19 protein-coding genes are annotated in these 17553 nt (G+C 71.6%); 7 read left to right on the top strand and 12 right to left on the bottom strand.

The window, feature by feature from the left end:
* From AC1P0E_RS01230 to AC1P0E_RS01215, 4 genes are all read right to left on the bottom strand, one after another.
* On the bottom strand, positions 1–1032 hold the full coding sequence (locus AC1P0E_RS01230; RefSeq protein ID WP_482740270.1) for a PHP domain-containing protein: 1032 nt from the start codon (positions 1030–1032) through the stop codon (positions 1–3).
* Positions 1033–1316: 284 nt separating this feature from the next.
* Positions 1317–2348, bottom strand: a complete 1032-nt coding sequence (locus AC1P0E_RS01225) for a glutathione S-transferase family protein (protein WP_482740269.1) — start codon at positions 2346–2348, stop codon at positions 1317–1319.
* Between the two features lie 118 nt (positions 2349–2466).
* The gene (locus tag AC1P0E_RS01220) at positions 2467–2841 is read right to left on the bottom strand and encodes an ROK family protein (protein WP_482740268.1); all 375 of its coding nucleotides are present in this window, start codon (positions 2839–2841) and stop codon (positions 2467–2469) included.
* Complete coding sequence (locus tag AC1P0E_RS01215; RefSeq protein ID WP_482740267.1) at positions 2787–2987, bottom strand: ROK family protein; 201 nt, start codon at positions 2985–2987, stop codon at positions 2787–2789. The genes AC1P0E_RS01220 and AC1P0E_RS01215 overlap by 55 nt, the downstream gene beginning before the upstream one ends.
* Between AC1P0E_RS01215 and AC1P0E_RS01210 the strand changes: the two genes are divergently transcribed.
* Positions 2931–3254 carry a carbohydrate-binding protein gene (locus tag AC1P0E_RS01210; RefSeq protein WP_482740266.1) on the top strand — a complete coding sequence of 108 codons (324 nt, stop codon included), beginning with the start codon at positions 2931–2933 and terminating at the stop codon, positions 3252–3254. The two genes, AC1P0E_RS01215 and AC1P0E_RS01210, sit on opposite strands and share 57 nt — an antisense overlap.
* A gap of 95 nt (positions 3255–3349) precedes the next feature.
* Here AC1P0E_RS01210 and AC1P0E_RS01205 read toward each other — a convergent pair whose 3' ends face one another.
* The gene (locus tag AC1P0E_RS01205; protein WP_482740265.1) at positions 3350–4501 is read right to left on the bottom strand and encodes an aminoglycoside phosphotransferase family protein; all 1152 of its coding nucleotides are present in this window, start codon (positions 4499–4501) and stop codon (positions 3350–3352) included.
* Between the two features lie 230 nt (positions 4502–4731).
* Here AC1P0E_RS01205 and AC1P0E_RS01200 point away from each other — a divergent pair, with 230 nt between their 5' ends.
* Positions 4732–6219, top strand: coding sequence for a DNA-binding protein NsdB (locus tag AC1P0E_RS01200; protein ID WP_482740264.1), 1488 nt, complete (start codon positions 4732–4734; stop codon positions 6217–6219).
* A 69-nt stretch (positions 6220–6288) separates the two neighbouring features.
* On the opposite strand, the gene AC1P0E_RS01195 is transcribed toward AC1P0E_RS01200, so the two are convergent.
* A complete protein-coding gene (locus tag AC1P0E_RS01195; protein ID WP_482740263.1) occupies positions 6289–7710 on the bottom strand; it encodes a PP2C family protein-serine/threonine phosphatase in 1422 nt (473 codons plus the stop codon).
* 210 nt (positions 7711–7920) lie between these two features.
* Here AC1P0E_RS01195 and AC1P0E_RS01190 point away from each other — a divergent pair, with 210 nt between their 5' ends.
* The gene (locus AC1P0E_RS01190; RefSeq protein ID WP_482740262.1) at positions 7921–8418 is read left to right on the top strand and encodes a peptidylprolyl isomerase; all 498 of its coding nucleotides are present in this window, start codon (positions 7921–7923) and stop codon (positions 8416–8418) included.
* A 148-nt stretch (positions 8419–8566) separates the two neighbouring features.
* On the opposite strand, the gene AC1P0E_RS01185 is transcribed toward AC1P0E_RS01190, so the two are convergent.
* Both AC1P0E_RS01185 and AC1P0E_RS01180 read right to left on the bottom strand, forming a co-directional pair.
* Positions 8567–9658, bottom strand: coding sequence for a glutamate--cysteine ligase 2 (locus AC1P0E_RS01185; protein WP_482740261.1), 1092 nt, complete (start codon positions 9656–9658; stop codon positions 8567–8569).
* A gap of 146 nt (positions 9659–9804) precedes the next feature.
* Complete coding sequence (locus AC1P0E_RS01180) at positions 9805–10281, bottom strand: hypothetical protein (RefSeq protein ID WP_482740260.1); 477 nt, start codon at positions 10279–10281, stop codon at positions 9805–9807.
* A gap of 124 nt (positions 10282–10405) precedes the next feature.
* On the opposite strand from AC1P0E_RS01180, the gene AC1P0E_RS01175 reads away from it, so the two are divergent.
* Positions 10406–11227: a helix-turn-helix domain-containing protein gene (locus tag AC1P0E_RS01175; RefSeq protein WP_482740259.1), complete on the top strand. Its 822-nt coding sequence runs from the start codon at positions 10406–10408 to the stop codon at positions 11225–11227.
* Here AC1P0E_RS01175 and ku read toward each other — a convergent pair.
* A complete protein-coding gene (gene ku / locus AC1P0E_RS01170) occupies positions 11224–12264 on the bottom strand; it encodes a non-homologous end joining protein Ku (RefSeq protein WP_482740258.1) in 1041 nt (346 codons plus the stop codon). The genes AC1P0E_RS01175 and ku overlap by 4 nt on opposite strands.
* On the opposite strand from ku, the gene AC1P0E_RS01165 reads away from it, so the two are divergent.
* Positions 12263–13255 (top strand): EamA family transporter, encoded by a 993-nt coding sequence (locus AC1P0E_RS01165; RefSeq protein ID WP_482740257.1) that lies wholly within the window; start codon positions 12263–12265, stop codon positions 13253–13255. The genes ku and AC1P0E_RS01165 overlap by 2 nt on opposite strands.
* 30 nt (positions 13256–13285) lie before the next feature.
* Here the strand turns inward: AC1P0E_RS01165 and AC1P0E_RS01160 are convergent, their stop codons facing one another.
* Genes AC1P0E_RS01160 through AC1P0E_RS01150 form a run of 3 tightly spaced genes read right to left on the bottom strand, consistent with a single transcriptional unit; the run spans position 13286 to position 15915 of the window.
* Positions 13286–14302: an NAD(P)/FAD-dependent oxidoreductase gene (locus AC1P0E_RS01160; RefSeq protein WP_482740256.1), complete on the bottom strand. Its 1017-nt coding sequence runs from the start codon at positions 14300–14302 to the stop codon at positions 13286–13288.
* On the bottom strand, positions 14299–14844 hold the full coding sequence (locus AC1P0E_RS01155) for an isoprenylcysteine carboxyl methyltransferase family protein (RefSeq protein ID WP_482740255.1): 546 nt from the start codon (positions 14842–14844) through the stop codon (positions 14299–14301). The genes AC1P0E_RS01160 and AC1P0E_RS01155 overlap by 4 nt, the downstream gene beginning before the upstream one ends.
* 12 nt (positions 14845–14856) lie before the next feature.
* Positions 14857–15915, bottom strand: coding sequence for a type III polyketide synthase (locus tag AC1P0E_RS01150; RefSeq protein ID WP_482740254.1), 1059 nt, complete (start codon positions 15913–15915; stop codon positions 14857–14859).
* Between the two features lie 115 nt (positions 15916–16030).
* Here AC1P0E_RS01150 and AC1P0E_RS01145 point away from each other — a divergent pair, with 115 nt between their 5' ends.
* Positions 16031–16927 (top strand): UbiA family prenyltransferase, encoded by an 897-nt coding sequence (locus AC1P0E_RS01145; protein WP_482740253.1) that lies wholly within the window; start codon positions 16031–16033, stop codon positions 16925–16927.
* A gap of 119 nt (positions 16928–17046) precedes the next feature.
* Positions 17047–17322, top strand: coding sequence for an isoamylase early set domain-containing protein (locus AC1P0E_RS01140; protein ID WP_482740252.1), 276 nt, complete (start codon positions 17047–17049; stop codon positions 17320–17322).
* Positions 17323–17553: the final 231 nt, after the last annotated feature.

The raw sequence follows: 17553 nt of genomic DNA, 5'->3' as shown, positions 1-17553 counted from the left end.
TCAGGCACTGGACGACGGCACGTCGCGCGTACGGGCCCACGTCAGCAGATCGTCCATGGCCCAGGTGTTCACCACCCTCTCGGGAGGCACCTCGCACTCCTCGGCCCTGGCGCACCCGTAGATCTGCCAGTCGAGCTGGCCGGGCGCGTGCGCGTCGGTGTCGACGGAGAACAGCACACCGGCCTCGACGGCCTGTCGCAGCAGCCGCCTCGGCGGGTCGAGACGCTCGGGGCGGCTGTTGATCTCCACGGCCGTGCCCGAGGCGGCGCAGGCGGCGAACACCTCGTCGGCGTCGAACTGCGACTCGGGCCGCCCGCGCCCGGTGAGCAGCCGGCCGGTGCAGTGCCCGAGGATGTCCGCGTGCGGGTTGCTCACGGCGGCGACCATGCGGCGGGTCATCGCGGCGGCGTCCATCCGCAGCTTGGAGTGCACGGACACGACCACGATGTCGAGCTGCTCCAGCAGCTCGGGCTCCTGGTCGAGCGAACCGTCGAGGAGGATGTCGCACTCGATGCCGGTGAGCAGCCGGAACGGCGCCCAGTGCTCGTTGAGTTCGGCCACCAGTTCCAGCTGTTCGCGCAGCCGCTCGGGAGACAGCCCGCTCGCGACCGTGAGCCGGGGGGAGTGGTCGGTGAGGACGGCCCACTCATGGCCCAGCGCCGCCGCCGTACGCCCCATCTCCTCGACGGGGCTTCCGCCGTCCGACCAGTCGGAGTGCAGATGGCAGTCGCCGCGCAGCAGTGCGCGCAACCGCTCACCGCCCTCGGTCCTCGGCCCCCCGCTCTCCTCCTCGAGCCGCTGCAGATAGGCGGGCATCCCGCCGGCCAGCGCCTCGCGGACCACCTGCGCCGTCTTCGGCCCGACGCCCTTGAGCGTCTCCAGCGAGCCGGCGGCCACGCGGCTTCGCGTCTCCCCTTCGGGGAGTGCGGCGACGGTGGCGGCGGCGGTGCGGAACGCCCGTACGCGATAGGTGGGAGCCTGGGCCCGTTCCAGCAGGAACGCGATCCGTTCCAGAGCCTCGACGGGATCCATCGGCACCTCTCGTCGGCTGGTCCGGCAGTACGTACCCGGGTCGGCCGGGACATCCAGCTTCCCCCAGCGCCACCTCGCGCGCACGTCCGGGTACGGCGGACGGTTCCTTTCCCCTACCTGCTCGCTGCCACTGTTCGTACCGAAAGTACTTCCGGGGGGTCGCGTTCTTCAGCAGCGCTCGCGCGATCGAGACACGCTGGCGCTCACCGCCCGACAGCAGTGCGCCGCCCTCACCTCGGATTCGTCGGCGTCGGGACGTCCGAGACGCACCGCATGGCGGCTGCTCAACGACTGAGGAAGCCCCGCCCCGCCACCGGCACCCGCTCCGCCTCCGGCACCGGCCCCGGCGGCGTACCGTCCCCGAACGGCCGGCCGCCCAGCTCCTCCCGGTGGTGCGGGGTCAGCCACCCCGAGGGGTCTGGACCCAGCGGCACGATGCCGGTCGGATTGATGCCGGTGTGCACCGAGTAGTAGTGCCGCTTGATGTGGTCGAAGTCGACGGTGTCCCCGAAGCCGGGTGTCTGGAACAGATCCCGCGCGTACGCCCACAGCACAGGGTCCTCGACCAGCTTCCACTGGTTGCATTTGAAGTGACCGTGGTAGACCGCGTCGAACCGCACCAGCGTCGTGAACAGCCGGATGTCCGCCTCCGTGATGGTGTTACCGACGAGATAGCGGCGGTCGGCGAGCCGCTGCGACACCAGGCCGAGCCGCCGGAACACGTCCCGGCAGGCGTCCTCGTACTCGCTCTGGTCCGTCGCGAAGCCCGCCCGGTACACCCCGTTGTTGACGTCGCGGTACACGCCTTCCATGACCTCGTCGATCTCCCCGCGCAGCGGCTCCGGGTACAGATCGGGCGCCCCCGGCCGGTGCAAAGCCGTCCACTCGGTGGCGAAGTCCAGCGTGATCCGCTGGTAGTCGTTGGTGACCAGCTTGCCGCTCGGTACGTCCACGACCGCCGGGACGCTGACCCCTCCGGGATAGCCCGCCTCCCGTGCGTCGTAGGCCTCGCTCAGGTACCGGATGCCCAGTACGGGGTCGCGGTCCCCGGGATCGAGGGTGAACCGCCAGCTGCGGTCGTCCTGGATCGGATCGGCCACGGCGAGGGAGACGACACCCTCCAGGCCGAGCAGCCGCCGCGAGACCAGCGCGCGGCTCGCCCAGGGGCAGGCGCGGCTCACCACGAGCCGGTAGCGGCCCGCCTCGACCGGCCAGCCGTCCTTGCCGTCGGCCGTGACGCGGTCCGCGAAGTGGCTCTTCGACCGCTTGAAGGTCTTCTTTCCGTACGCGGTGTTGCCGTCAGTGTCCGAGCTCATCGTGGCTTCCTTCCCGGTCGGGTACTGAGAGCCTTCCCCGCCGGCGCCCGGTGCCGCACGCGCTCCGGCACACAGGCGGTGACACAGCCATTGTGCCGCCGGCCACCCGCCGCCACCCTCAGGACGCCGCCCGCGCCAGCGCCCGGTCCACCTCCGCCGGGGACAGCGCGTGCTCGATCGCGAGGATCCCGGCGCCGGCCGCCGCAGCGTTCTCGCCCGTACGGCTCGGCTCGATCCGCAGGACATGCGTGGCCAGCGAATGCGACCGCCGGTACACCGCCTCCCGTACCCCTGCCAGCAACTGGTCGTGCACGGCGGCCAGCGCCCCGCCCAGCACCACCGTGTCCGGGTTGAAGAAGTTGACCAGGCCCGCCAGCACCTCGCCCACCGCGCGTCCCGCCTCGCGCACCATGCGCACGGCGTCCCGGTTCCCGGCCTTCACCAGCCGTACGACGTCGCTGCCGGACGACGCGTCCAGCCCGAGCCCCGCCACCGGGCCGCGATCGCCGAACCGCCCGCGACCGCATCCAGGCAGCCGGAATTGCCGCACCGGCACAGATCACCCTCGTCGCCGACCCGGATGTGCCCGATGTCGCCCGCACAGGCGACGTGTCCAACGGCGACTGGGTGGCCTTCCACCCGATGAGCGGCGAGGGCATCGGCAAGGTCGGCTACAAGGTGTCCAGCCCGTACGGAGTCGGCGCGATCGAACTGCGCGCCGACGCACCGGACGGCCAGCCCCTCGCCACCACTCCGGTACCGAACACCGGTGGCTGGGACACCTATCGGGCGACCCCGGCCGTCCCGGTCGAGACGCTCGCGGGCGCCCACAAGCTCTATCTGGTCTTCACGTCACCGCAGAACAACTCGTTCGACGTGGACGCCGTGGAATTCCAGAGCCCCTGACCGGCTGGCCGGCGCCCCCGGCACGGCACATGACAATGCGCCGGCCCACCCGGTGACTCTTGATCACCGGGTGGGCCGACGCATTCCCCTCTTCGTCAGCGGGTGCCGACAGCCGCCCGAACGGCCCGCCGGGCCATCGCGCAGTCGTCATGCAGCCGCCGGAGCAGCAACCGCTGTTCCTCACCGGTCGACACGGCACCCGCCGGCGCCTGCCCCGCCGCCCCGCCCACGGGAGCGGCTTCGCGCATGGTGCGCTGGACAGCGGTTTCGTACGTACGGATCTCCCGCGTCAGTACCAGCATCAGGTTCACCAGGAACGCGTCCCGCGAGGCCGTGCCGGGTGCCTGCGCCAGCTGGCTGATCTGCCGCCGCGCCGCCGGAGCGTCGCCCAGCACAGACCACAGCGTCGCCAGGTCGTACCCCGGCAGATACCAGCCCGCGTGCTCCCAGTCGACCAGGACGGGTCCGGCCGGCGACATCAGGATGTTGGAGAGCAGCGCGTCGCCGTGGCAGAACTGGCCCATGCTCTGGCGCCCTCCGGCCGCATGCGCGACCCCGTGGAGGAGCTTCTGGAGGTCCCCCAGGTCCCGGTCGGTGAGCAGACCCAGTGCGTGGTACCGGGAGATCCGGGAGGCATAGTCGAGCGGCGCGTCGAACGTTCCGGGCGGTGGCCGCCACGCGTTGACCCGCGTGATCGCGCCGAGCACGGCCCGCAGATCGGCCCGCGGCGGCGCCTCTGCCGGATGCCGGCTGAGCGCCGCGACCCGGCCGGGCATCCGCTCGATCACCAGGGCGCAGTTGTCGGGGTCCGCGGCGATCAGCCGTGCCACGCGCACCGGTGGGCGGTGCCGGACGAACGCGCGGTATGCAGCTATTTCGTGCCGGAACCTCTCCGCCCAGGCGGGGGAGTGGTCCAGTAAGCACTTGGCGACCGCGGTCGCGCGGCCTGTGGTGCCGACGAGCAGTACGGAACGTCCGCTGCGGCGCAGTACCTGCACCGGATTGAACTCCGGGCAGATCCGGTGCACCGAGGCGATGGCCTTCCTCAGCTGCGCGCCCTGGGGGCCGGACAAGTCGAGTCTCCCGCTGAGCGGTTGGGAACCCAGCCCTGCCGCCGCGCGCCGGGCCCGTCCCGCGCCGAGTGACGCTCCGCCGGCGTGGTTGGGGTCGAGATACGGTCCGCTGCCCGTCGCCACTGGACGGTACGGCCGAGGCGGGGCGGACACGGAGGACGATGCTGTGTACATGGGACAGATCCCTTCGCGCGCCGACGAGTTACGTGCGCCGCCCGCCCCGGCAACCGATCAGCACCCTGGGGAATGCCGGCCGGTTGCCGGAACGGGGTGGCGCTTTCTTACCTGACACCCGCCCGCGGGTGGCACACCATGTGGCGGACCCTGGCGAACCCTGGCGAATATCCCCGGCGCATCTGACACGGGGTTACTGTCGAAATCAGCCGAGAACCTGGGGGCTTGAAGTGACCGGAGAACCCAACACCCGCCTGGCAGACCTGTTCGGTCTCGCCGGCTGGTCCAAGGGCGAACTCGCGAGGCTGGTCAACCGGCAGGCGGCGGCCATGGGCCATCCGCAGCTGGCGACCGACACCTCGCGCGTACGACGCTGGATCGACATGGGGGAAGCCCCACGCGATCCCGTACCCAAGGTGCTGGCAGCTCTGTTCACCGAGCGACTCGGCCGTGTCGTGACCATCGAGGACCTCGGGTTCGACCGGCACGGGCGCACGGGGAAACGGCGAGACGTCAGGAACGCAGAGAATCCCGACGGTCTTCCGTGGGCGCCCGAACGGACGGCAGCGGTCCTCACCGAATTCACGGGAATGGACCTCATGCTCAACCGACGCGGCTTGGTGGGCGCGGGCGCCGCGCTCGCCGCAGGCTCCGCACTCAGCAGCGCCATGCACGACTGGCTGCACACCGATCCCGCTCTGGCGGCCGACGCTCCACGCACTCTCGATCCCCTGCACGCCGACCCCGCTGGGTACGACCGCTACGAGGCCGCCCCCATCGGGTCGCAGGAGATCGAAGAGCTCGAGCGATCCGTCGAAGTGTTCCGCGCCTGGGACGCCGCCCGTGGTGGCGGGCTCCAGCGCAAGGCGGTAGTGGGCCAGCTCAACGAAGTGGGCGGCATGCTCGCCTACCATCACCCCGACCATCTCCAGCGCAGGCTGTGGGGCGTCGCCGCCAACCTGGCGGTTCTCGCCGGCTGGATGTCCCACGACGTCGGCCTCGAACCCACCGCCCAGAAGTACTTCGTCATCGCCGCCCACGCGGCCCGCGAAGGCGGCGACCGCCCCAGGGCGGGGGAGGCCCTCTCCCGGGCCGCCCGCCAGATGGTGCATCTCGGAAAGCCCGACGACGCCCTCGACCTGATGAAGCTCGCCAAGTCCGGGTCCGGCGACCAGATGCTGCCCCGCACCCGCGCCATGCTGCACACCATCGAAGCCTGGGCACAGGCCTCCATGGGCCGCGGCCAGGCGATGCGGCGCACGCTGGGGGAGGCGGAGGAACTGTTCGTATCGGACAAGGGAGATGTTCCGCCGCCGAGCTGGATGCAGATGTTCGACGAGGCGGACATGCACGGGATGCAGGCCCTCGCCTTCCGTACGCTCGCCGAGCACGACCCGTCGGCGGCGATCACCGCACAGCGGCACGCCAAGCAGGCGCTCGATCTCCGGGCGGGCGGCAGGCAGCGGTCGAAGATCTTCGACTACCTCTCGCTGGCCTCCGCGTGCTTCATCGCGGACGACCCGGAACAGGCCGACCGGTACGCACGCCTCGCGCTGGTGTCGATGGGCGAGACCTCGTCGCACCGCACATGGGACCGGCTGCGCCAGATGTACCGGCTCACCGGTGAGTACGCCGGCTACCCGAAGATCGAAAACCTGCGCGAGGAGATCCAGCTGGCGCTGCCGGCCAAGAAGGCGAACAGGAGCACCAGCATCTAGTACTTCCAGCACATCCAGTACCGGACATCCCGCAACCACGACACGACTGCGACTCCCGCGGTTACGCGCCTACGCCGCGACCCGGGCGATCAGCACGCACGCGTCGTTCTCTCGCTCCGCCTCGCCGAACTCCTCGACGGTCAGCCGCACGCACTCGTGCGCGCTGCGGGCCTCGGCGAAGCGCGGCGCGAGGTCCAGCAGCCTGGAGGGGCCGGCGTCATCGGTGCGTGTGCGGCGCGAGATCCCGTCGGTGTGCAGCACGAGCAGGTCGCCGGGGCGCAGCTGCACTTCGGCCTGCTCGTACGCGGCACCGGATGTCGCCCCGAGCAGTACGCCCTCGGGCGGCGTCAGCGAGCGCCCCGTCCCGTCGCGAAACAGCAGCGGGGCGGGGTGTCCCGCCTGCGCCCAGGTCAGAAGCCGGGTGACCGGGTCGTAGCGGCAGCACATCGCGCTGCCGAGCGCGGGCTGGGTCGAGGCTTCCAGCAGCTGGTTGAGGTGCCCCATCAGCGCGCCGGGGGCGATGCCGGCCACGGCCATCCCGCGCAGAGCGCCGAGCAGCATGGCCATCCCGGAGGTGGCGGCGACCCCGCGGCCGGTCAGGTCGCCGACGGAAAGGAGCGTTTGGCCGCCGGGCAGTTCCAGCGCGTCGTACCAGTCCCCGCCGATGAGTTCGCTGGATGCGGACGGCAGATAGTGGGCGGCGAGGTCGAGCGCGGCGGGGGCACCGTGCGGGAGCCGCAGGGAACCGCGCCACGGCGGCAGCACGGACTCCTGCAGTTCGACCGCGATCCGGCGCTCGGTCCGGTCGATGTGCTGCTGGCGCTGGAGCGAGTCACGCGTCTCGCGTACGGCCCGCTGGCTGCGGCGCAGCTCGCTGACATCCCGCAGCACCGCCCACATCGAGGCGGTGCAGCCGTCGGAGTCGAGCACCGGCTCGCCCATCATGTGCAGTGTCCGTACGGCGCCGTCGGTGCGCACGATGCGGAACTCGCCGTCGATCGGCTTCCCGTCGACCAGGCAGTCCGTGACCATCGAGGCGAGGAAGCCCTGGTCCTCGGTGACCAGCATGGACGGGAGCTCGTCGAGGGTCAGTGGTCCGCTCTCGGGCGTACGGCCGAAGATCTCGTACAGCTCGTCGGACCAGTTCGCCTCGTCGGTCAGCAGGTTCCACTCGGCGCTGCCGACCCGGCTGAGTAACGAGGTGGCGCGCTCGACCGGAGAGCGGCTGGCGGGTGCTTCCGCGGCCTGGGCAGGCAGTCCGGCCTTCAGCTGCCCCAAATGGCCGCCCAGGTCGTCGAGTTGATGGACCGCCAGGTCGCACAGGGCTCGCTGCCATCGTCCCTGCGGATCTTCATCGTCCACCGCGACCGCGTCCCGGCGCACCGCGGCCACCTCGCCGCGCAGCCTGCGGGTCTGCGAGATCAGCGCGTCCACGGAGCCCGGCTCGGGAGGCTGGGGCGCAGGACGGTCCGCGAACAGATGGGACGGCATGTCGTACTCCGATACAGGCGCGGCCAGGCCAAGTCTGATGGATGGACCGGTTACGACTGTGGCACAGCCGGGAAAGGCCCGTAAGGGATTTGGCAACACTCGATACGGTGGTGCTTATGGCATATGCCGTCGGCCTCCTGAAACGCGCCGCAAACGCCTCTTCGGGATGCCGGATGCACGAGATGTCGTCCGGGATGTCAGGATAGAACCATGACGATCAAGGCTTACTTCGACATCACCATCAACAACGAGTCCGCCGGGCGGATCACCTTCAACCTGTTCGACGACGTGGTCCCCGAGACGGCGGAGAACTTCCGCGCGCTGGCCACGGGCGAGAAGGGCTTCGGCTACGCCGGTTCCTCGTTCCACCGGATCATCCCCGAGTTCATGCTCCAGGGTGGCGACTTCACCCGCGGTGACGGCACCGGCGGCAAGAGCATCTACGGAGAGAAGTTCGCGGACGAGAACTTCAAGCTCAAGCACGACCGGCCGGGCCTCCTGTCCATGGCCAACGCCGGCCCGAACTCCAACGGCTCCCAGTTCTTCGTCACCACCGTGGTGACGTCGTGGCTGGACGGCAAGCACGTCGTGTTCGGCGAGGTCGCCGACGAGGCGAGCATGGAGCTCGTCCGGAAGATCGAGGGCTACGGCTCGCGCAGCGGCACGCCGAGCGCCAAGGTCACCATCTCCGAGTCCGGCGTCATCTGAGCCCCTTCCGCTCCCTGAGCCTGTGGCCCTGAGCGCGCCGGCCGACGCCATGCGTCGGCCGGCGCTCGCACATGCGCCCCTGCCGGCCCGGGAGGTCGGCGGGACTCCGCCGGGACTCCGCCCGATCAGCGGGCCGGCCATCCGTGGCCTAGCCGCGGGTCCTGCGTACGCACTCGGTGACCACCTCGCGCAGGCCGGCGCCCCCGTTCACCAGATCGCGCTGGACACGGGCGCCGTTTCCGCCCTTCAGCAGGGCCGCGAGACCTTCCTGGGCGGGAACCACGTCACCGCTGTCCTCGAGAGCGTCCCGGACATGATCGAACAGCGCCCGCACCACCGCCTCGGCCGGTGCGGGACGCATCGTGACCGGATGGATCAGCTCCGCCTCCAGCCCCGACCGGCCGGCTCGCCAGGCGGCCAGCCGCAGCAGGCCGACGCCGTGCCGTGCGGGCGGCTCGCCGGCCCTCCACTGGCGGGCCGCCGTCTCCACCAGCGCGCGCACCAGCGTGGCCAGGAGCACCGTCGTACCGGGATCCAGACATACGTCGGCGACCCGCACCTCCACGGTGGGGTAGTGGTGCGAGAGCCGGGCGTCGAAGTAGATCATCCCCTCGTCCCGCAGGGCCCCCGTGCCCAGCATGGAGCCGACCTGCTCGTGGTAGCGGTCGGCGCTGCCGAAGATCTCCACCGGCCCGGACGACGGCCACCGGCCCCACACCCGGCTGCGATAGCTGCTGTACCGGCTGTCCTTGCCCTGCCAGAAGGGGGAATTCGCGCTCATCGCGAGCAGTACGGACAGCCACGGCCGGATCCGGTCGAGGACTCCGACGCCCTCGTCGTCGGAATCCACCGACACATGGACATGGCAGCCGCACGTCAGCTGCTCCTGCGTGGTCAGCCCGAACTGCTCCTCGAGCCACTGGTAGCGCTCGCCGGCCCCGATGGACGGGCTGACGGGGAGCGGAGACGTCGCCAGGGCGACGACGGCGGCGCCGAGGTCCTCCGCGTGGCGCGCGGCCTCCGACCGCCAGCGGACGATCTCCTCCGCGAGATCACCCATCGCGGTCTGCGGCCGGGTGGCGAACTCCAGCATCTGCCGGTGCAGCTCGGCCTCGAAGACCTCGCCCTCACCGCCGCCCTCCCGCGACACGGCGGCCAGTACCGCCGTCGACAACGCCTGCGGCTCACCGGTCCGCGCATCCACCAGGAGGAGTTCCTCCTCCACTCCGACACTCCGCACGACGACTGCCTCTCCGCGGCGCGGCCGGCCTGACGCGGCCCGGGCGCAATGCTGTAGATCCGTATGCGAACCGCACCACGGCTGACATCACGACCGGATCAGGAGGCCGCGATGCGGTTTCTTTCCCTCTGCCCTCAGTCGGGCCCTTAATGCCCGGCGATCTCACCCGCTCCCGGCGCCGCACGGCGGCAGGTGCCCCGGGAGCGCCGCTGCCCGACGAACTCGAGCTCGGCGAAGACCGCCACCACCACCGCCCCGACGACCATGAACGCGGTACCGAGGCCGGTCAGCGGCACCACGCCCGTGAACGCCAGCAGGAGGAGCGCCACACAGGAGACGGCGTTCCCCACGGCGACGGTCAGGGCGAGACGCGACGGGATCCGTGGGTAGCCGGCGATGAGGGCGAGCGCGGCGGCCCCGCCCAGCATGGCGATCCCGAAGGGGACGGACCAGGTGACCGGCAGGCCGAGCGGGCCACTGAGCCAGTTGCCGCCGGCCAGCATGACGACACCGAAAGCGGCGGTGCTCCAGCTGTCGGCACGCAGGCTGGTGCGCAGCAGGGCGTCCGGTGCGGCGTCGCCGCCGGCCGCCCGGCGCCGGGCTGTCGTGACAGGGAAGGTCATACGAGTCTCCTTGGTCGCGGTGGGCCGATCCGGCACGGGGAGACCGTGGCACCGCGGAGGTCCCGGACTCAATGACCTCCGAGGTCATGGCCGCCATGATCCACGGGCGGATATCCTCCCGGGCATGGATGCGGAACAGCTGTCTCGGGTGGGCGCCCTGTTACGTGAGTGGCGCCGCCGCCGCCGGTTCAGCCAGCTCGACCTCGCCCTGCTGGCGGACAGCTCGGCCCGGCACCTGTCCTGCGTGGAGACCGGCCGTGCCCGCCCGAGCAGGTCGATGGTGCTCCGGTTGTCCGCCGCCCTGGATGTCCCGCTGCGCGAGCGCAACACCCTGCTGCTGGCCGCCGGTTACGCGCCGGAGTACCGGGAGAGCAGTCTCGACGACGAGAGCATAGCCTCGGTCCGCTCCGCGCTCGACACGATGCTGACGGCGCACGAGCCGTACCCCGCGGTCGTGGTCGACCGCTGCTGGAACGTGCTGGCCGGCAACCGGTCCATGTCCGTACTGATGGACGGCGTACCGGCGCATCTGCTGGAGCCGCGGCCGAACGTGTTCCGCCTGACCCTGCACCCCGACGGCCTGGCTCCGCGGCTGGCGAATCTCGCCGAGGTGCGGGGCCTGTTCATCGAGCGGCTGCTGCGCCAGGTGAACGCCACCGGCGACCCGGAGCTGCGAGCGCTGTACGACGAGGTGTGCCAGTACCCGGTGCACGCGGGCGAACAGACGTCGGCCGAGCGTGGAAACCCGGCGGCGCGGCCCGGCCCGGTGCAAGTGCCGCTGAGAGTGCGGACCCCGAGGGGCGAGCTGTCGATGTTCAGCACGATGGCGACGTTCGGGGCCCCGGCCGATGTGACGCTTTCGGAGCTCGCGATCGAGCTGTTCTATCCCCTGGACGACTTCACCACGCAGGCTCTGCGTGCGCTGGCCGTGGCTGCGCCCGGCTAGGACGCCTGGGCCTTGCGCCGTCCTCGCTTGCCGCTGAGGGCCTTGACCAGTTCTTCGCGTGTCATGGAGGAACGGCCGGGAATCTCGGCGTCCGTGGCGCGCTGGTACAGCTCGGCCTTGGTCAGGGAGTCGAGCGACGAAGCCTTCGTCTCCTTCTTCGGCTTCGCCGCGCTGCCGGCCCGGCGCTTGTCGGCGGCGTCCTTGATCCGGGCGACCGGGGCGTCGGCGGCGGCCGTCTTGCCCTTGCCGCGGCCCTTGGGGCTCTTGGCCTGGTCGACGCTGGCCCGCAACGCCTCCATCAGGTCGACCACGTTCGTGGACTCGGCCGGGGGCTCCGCCTTCTCGAGCGACTCGCCGGTGCGCTTGGCCTCGATGAGCTTCGTCACCTGCTCCTGGAAGGTGTCGTGGAACTCCTCGGGGTTCCAGTCCATGCTGAGCGTTTCGATGAGCTGCTCGGCCATCTTCAGCTCGCGGCCGGTGACGTCGGTCTTGCCGGGCAGCGTGCCGATCTCCTCGCGCGGATCGCGGATCTCGTCGGCCCAGTGCAGGGTGTGCAGCGTCAGGAGCCCGCCCTCGGACTTCACGGCGACCAGATACTGACGGTTGCGCATGACGAACGTGGCGATCCCCGCCTTGCCCGCCGCGGCCAGCGCCTTCTCCAGCAGAGCGTAGATCTTGGCGTACTCCTTGCCCTTCGGACCCAGGTAGTACGTCTTGTCGAAGAAGACGGGCTCGACCTGCTCAAGGTCCACGAACCCGGTGATGTCCACCGCCTGGGAGCGGCCCGGAGCGATGTCCTCCAGCTCACCGGGCTCGATGAGCACGTACTCGTCCCCCGCGTCGTAGCCCTTGACGATCTCGTCGAGCGGGACCTCGTCGCCCGTGCGCTCGTTCACCCGCTTGTTGCGGACCCGGTCCGACGTTCCGCGCTGGAGTTGGTGGAAGTGGACAGTGTGACTGTCCGTCGCGGTGAACATCTGTACGGGCAGGGACACCAAGCCGAAGGTCAGAGCTCCACTCCACACCGGACGTGCCATGGCCGCTGCCACCTCCTTCTGCACCCATGGCACCCCCGCCCGCCCCGATCCGCATCCCGGGACGATCGCGTTCCGCGCTTCCGCGGCTCCTGAGCGAGGTGGCATCGGGGCACCCGCACGGGGGCACCTGGACGGGATGGGTGCTCTTCTCGCGCTGGCCTCGGCGGCCTGTTACGGCTTTGTCGACTTCGCCGGCGGACTGCTGTCCCGCCGCGTCCACTTCGCCGTTGTCACCTTCCTCGGCCAGGTCGGCGGTCTGCTGTTCGCCCTCGTGGCCGCGTGCGCGTTGCCCGCGGCAGCGGTCCGGTCCACGGATGTCATGTGGGGTGCGCTGTCCGGCGCGGGAAGCGGCATGGCCATGCATTTCCTCAACCGCGGCCTGAGTCGTGGGGCCATGAGCGTCGTGATCCCGGTGAGCGCGGTCACCGGGGTGGCGTTGTCCGTACTGTGCGGCGTGCTCTTCCTGGGCGACCGGCCCGGTGCACTGGCCTGGCTGGGGATCGGCGTCACCGTGCCGGCCCTGTGGCTCGTGTCCGGCGGCGGGACCGGCGCCCGTGGCGGCGGGGGTGGCCGGACGCCGGCCGGGCAGGCGTCGCTGGACGGGCTGATCGCGAGCCTGGGCGTGGCCGTTCAGTACATCGGGCTCGCCCAGGCGGACCCCGTGAGCGGCCTGTGGCCCGTGGCGGCCGGCCGGCTCGCCGCCGTCGTGCTGCTGCTGCCGAGTGCCCGCCGGTACGCTCCGGAATTCCGTCAGGCACCGAAGCTGCTGGGGCAGGCCGGCGTGATCGGGGCGGGGGCGGCCCTCGGCCTCGTCCTCTACCTCTGGGCGGCCCAGCAGCAGATGCTCGCCATCGCCGTCGTCCTCGCCTCCCTGTATCCCGCCATCCCGACGGTCCTCGGGCTGGCGCTACTGCGCGAGAAGGTCACCCGGGCGCAGGTGACCGGCCTCGTGAGCGCGGGCGCCGCCGTCGTCCTGCTGAGCCTGGCATGAACGGAGCTCTCCACGCCGTCGGTTGGCGCGTCACTGGAGGGTGCGGACGGCCGCCGCGAAGACCGACGGCATCCTGGCCGCCGCCGGTACGACCAGACGAGCGATGTCCGCGTGACCGCTCAGCCGTACGAGACCTTCCGTCAGCAGTCGGTGCCGCAGCGACAGCCGCCGCCAGCACCGTTCGTACGCCTGCGGCCGTCCGGCTCTCAGGCACCGCACTGCCGCCTCGGCCGACGCCAGCGCGAGCGCGACGCCCTCGCCGGTGAGCGCGTCGGTGTAGCCCGCCGCGTCGCCCACCAGAACCACCCGGCCGGCGGTACGACGGCGGGCCCGCTGGCGCAGCGGGCCCGCACCCCGCACCGGGCCGGCGGCGGGGTGTCCGTCCAGGAGCTCGAGCAGGTGCGGGAAGTGCGCCAGGTGTGCGTCGAAGCTGTGCTTCGCCGTACTCAGCACGGCCACTCCGACCAGGCCGTCGCCGACTGGCGTCACGTACGCCTCGCCGAAGGCCGACCAGTGCACCTCGACGTAGTCCGTCCACGGATTCACCCGGAAGTGCTGTCGCAGACCGAAGCGCCGGGGCCGGCGGCTGGGCAGATCCAGGCCGAGCGAGTGACGCAGCGGCGAGTGCAGGCCGTCCGCGGCCGCCAGCCAGCGTGCCCGCAGGCCCCCCGCGCTCACCGCGTCCGCGCTCTGCCGCACCTCCGTGACTCTGCCGGTGACGACCTTGACGCCGGCTTCGGCGGCCCGCAGTGCCAGCGCCGCGTGCAGCTGCGTACGTCGCACCCCGAGGCCCGGGCCGTCGGCGAATGAGGCCTGGGCGCGGTGGCGCCCGTCGACGTAACGGATACCGCGCAGCGCGCGACCGCCGACCCGTACGCCCAGTGCTTCCAGGGCCAGCACGCCGCCGGGCATGATCCCCTCACCGCACGCCTTGTCCACGGGCGTGCTGCGCGGTTCGATCACGACCGCCTCCATGCCCGCCGACGCCGCGTGGATGGCGGTGGCCAGTCCGGCCGGTCCGCCGCCCGCCACGAGCAGGTCGATCACAGTCCCGCACCCGCCCCGCTCCCGGCGGCACGCCGCGGAGCGAGCCCGAGCGCTTGGTTCTCGCAGCGGATCCGTACGGTGAGCAGCGCCGCGTTGAGGCCGGTGAAGAGCGCGGCGGTCAGCCAGGCGCCGTGCACCAGCGGCAGGGCGAGCCCCTCGGCCACCACCGCCACGTAATTGGGGTGACTCAGCAGGCGGTACGGTCCGCCCGCCACCAGGGGCAGGCCCGGCACGACGAGCACGCGGGTGTTCCACCGGGGCCCCAGCGTGCGGACGCACCACCAGCGCAGGGCCTGCGCGGCCACCACGACAGCGGTCATGCTCCAGCCCACCACCGGGTCGAACGGCCGCCCGGCCCACCAGACTTCGGCCACGCAGCCGACGAGCAGGCCGGTGTGCAGGACGACCATCACCGGATAGTGCCCGCCTCCGGCCTCGACGGCGCCGCGCGCCAGGCTCCAGCGGGCGTTGCGGCGGGCCACGACGAGTTCGGCGACGCGTTCCAAGCCGACGGCCAGGATCAGCAAGGCGTACCAGAGCATGCGTTCCTCTCCCTACCAGCGCAGCAGGACCAGTTCGGAGCAGAAGCCCGGCCCCATGGCGATCAGCAGTCCGGCCGTGCCCGCGGGCGGCCGGTGTTCGGCCAGGGTGTCGCGCAGGACGTGGAGCACCGAGGCGGACGACATATTGCCCACGGCAGCCAGCGAACCCCAGGTGACGTCGAGCGCGCCGGCGGGCAGTTCGAGCGCGTCCTCGACCGACTCCAGCACCTTCGGACCGCCGGGGTGACACACCCAGGCAGTGATGTCCTCGCGGTGCAGACCGTGGCAGGCGAGGAAGCCGTCGACGTCCGCGGCGAGGTTCTTGCGTACGACGTCAGGGACACCGGCGTCCAGTACGACGCGGAAACCGGAGCCGGTGACGTCCCATCCCAGCAGGTGCTCGCTGTCCGGGTAGAGATGGCTTCGCGCGTCGACCACGACCGGTGCGTCCGTGCCCGCCGGCCGGCGGGCACCGCACGCGACCACCGCCGCGGCGCCGTCCCCGAAGAGCGCGCCGGCGACCAGACCGGCCGGTGAGGCGTCGCCGCGCTGCAAGGTGAGGGAGCACAGCTCGACCGACAGAAGTACGGCTACGTCATCGGGGTGCCCCAGAAGGTAGTCGTGCAGGCGCGCGATACCGGCCGCCCCCGCGACGCAGCCCAGGCCGAAGACGGGGACGCGCTTGATGTCCGGACGCAGCCCGAGCGGGCCCACGAGACGCGCGTCGACCGAGGGCGCGGCGATGCCGGTCACCGAGGTGAACATCAGGAGGTCGACGTCGCGCGGGGAGAGCCCCGCCGTGTCGAGCGCCGCGCCGACCGCCTCGGCGCCGAGGCTCACCGCCCCCTCGATGAACGCGTCGTTGACCGCGCCGAAGTCGTGGAGAGACGCGTAGGCGTCGAGGGGCAGCGCCGTGTGGCGGGTGCTCACCCGGGCGCTCTCGTGGATGCGATCGAGGGCCCGGCGATCGGCTCCCTCGGGCAGACACATCCGGGCGATCATGTCCGTGATCTCTCGTTGGGCGTGCCGGTGCGGGGCGAGAACTCCGTGGACAGCTGCGATCCGGGTCATCTGGGGTCCGAGGCCGGGAGTGGGGGACCTTGCAATGAGTGCCCTTGCTCGCCGGCGCCACACGCCATGTCGCTCGTCCGGCGGCTCACTCCCGGCGACGGCCGGGCCCCCTAGCATGGGCGCCGTGGACGTGGAGGCTGCGCACCGGGCAGCGACGAGGACGCCGGCGAGGACCGGCCCGAGCCGCCTGCTGCGGTCGGCGGGCGGCCTGCTGAGGGCGTGCCACCTGGCCCCGACCGTCGTGGTGAGCGCTCTGATGACCGTGATGGCGGCGGCCGGCGGCCAGGACGCGGCCGGGTGCCTGCTGGTCGCGGCCGCGGTGCTGGCGGGACAGCTGTCCGTCGGCTGGAGCAACGACGCCGTCGACGCCGCGCGCGACCGTGAAGTCGGACGGCGTACCAAACCCGTGGTCGCCGGTTCGGTCGGCGTGACCGCCGTACGTGCTGCGGCGGTCACCGCCCTGGCCCTGTGCGTGCCCCTGTCCCTCGCGTACGGTCCGCTCGCGGGTACGGTCCACCTCGTCGGGGTCGCCGCGGCCTGGGCGTACAACTTCGGGCTGAAGGCGACCGTGCTGTCCTGGCTGCCGTACGCGGTGGGGTTCGCGGCGCTTCCCGCCTTCGTCTCGCTCGGGTTCGCGGGGCGCCCCTGGCCGGCCTGGTGGATCGTCGTCTCGGCGGCGCTGCTCGGCGTCGGCGCGCATCTGGCGAACGTCCTCCCCGACATCGGCGACGATCTGGCCACCGGCGTACGCGGCTGGCCCCAGCGGCTGGGCCCCGCTCGCGGACGGCTGCTGCTGCCGGTGCCCCTCGTGACGGCGACCGCGCTGCTGACGTTCGCCCGCCCCGGCCCCGCCGGCACCGCAGGGGCGACCGCTCTGTCCGTGGCCCTGGTCGTGGCGGTCGGCGGTGCGGTGCTCGGCCGCCGGCGCCCGAGGCTGCCGTTCCTCGCCGCGATGCTTGTCGCGGCGGTCGATGTCGCCCTGCTGCTCCGGCAGGGAGCGGCCGTCACCTGACCCGGCTCCCGCGCGTGCGCCATCCGGGCGACCGGCGGCGCCGTCGGCCCAACAAGACGCGCTGGAAGGGCTATGGGGCGGGGATCCTGAGGCACTCCCTTCCGAGGAAAGGTTCAGCGATGCTGGAGCGCAGCCGACGTAAGAAGCACACTGAGATCACCTTCGTCATCCCGGCCGGCCAAGCCTGCGGGCAGGTCAGCGTGGTCGGCGACTTCAACGACTGGCAGCCGGGAGCCCACCCCTTCACCGAACGGGAGGACGGCACTCGGTCCGTCACCGTCACGCTTCCCAAGGAACAGCGCTACGGGTTCCGCTATCTCGCCCACGGTGACTACTGGTTCAACGACGGCCACGCCGACGACCAGGACGGCCACAACAGCGTCGTCCACACCTGACGCGCCGGTCCGGGGCAGGGCGCCGATCACGCCTGGATCGCGGATGCCGGCGGTGCGGACTAGGGTCACAAACGAGCTCGAACCGGTTCGTAAGGCGCTGTGCGCCGGGGCGGTCACCGCTTGTGAACGGTCCGGCGACGGCTGAAGAACGCCTGTTCAAGCGGACCGGCTAGCCGCGAGAGTAATGGGTACACACTGCCTAGTACGGGGACTGATCGGGCGGCCCGGCGG

Source organism: Streptomyces sp. TRD_SC_5, assembly GCF_056836825.1.
This window is presented reverse-complemented; position numbering and strand designations above follow the sequence as displayed.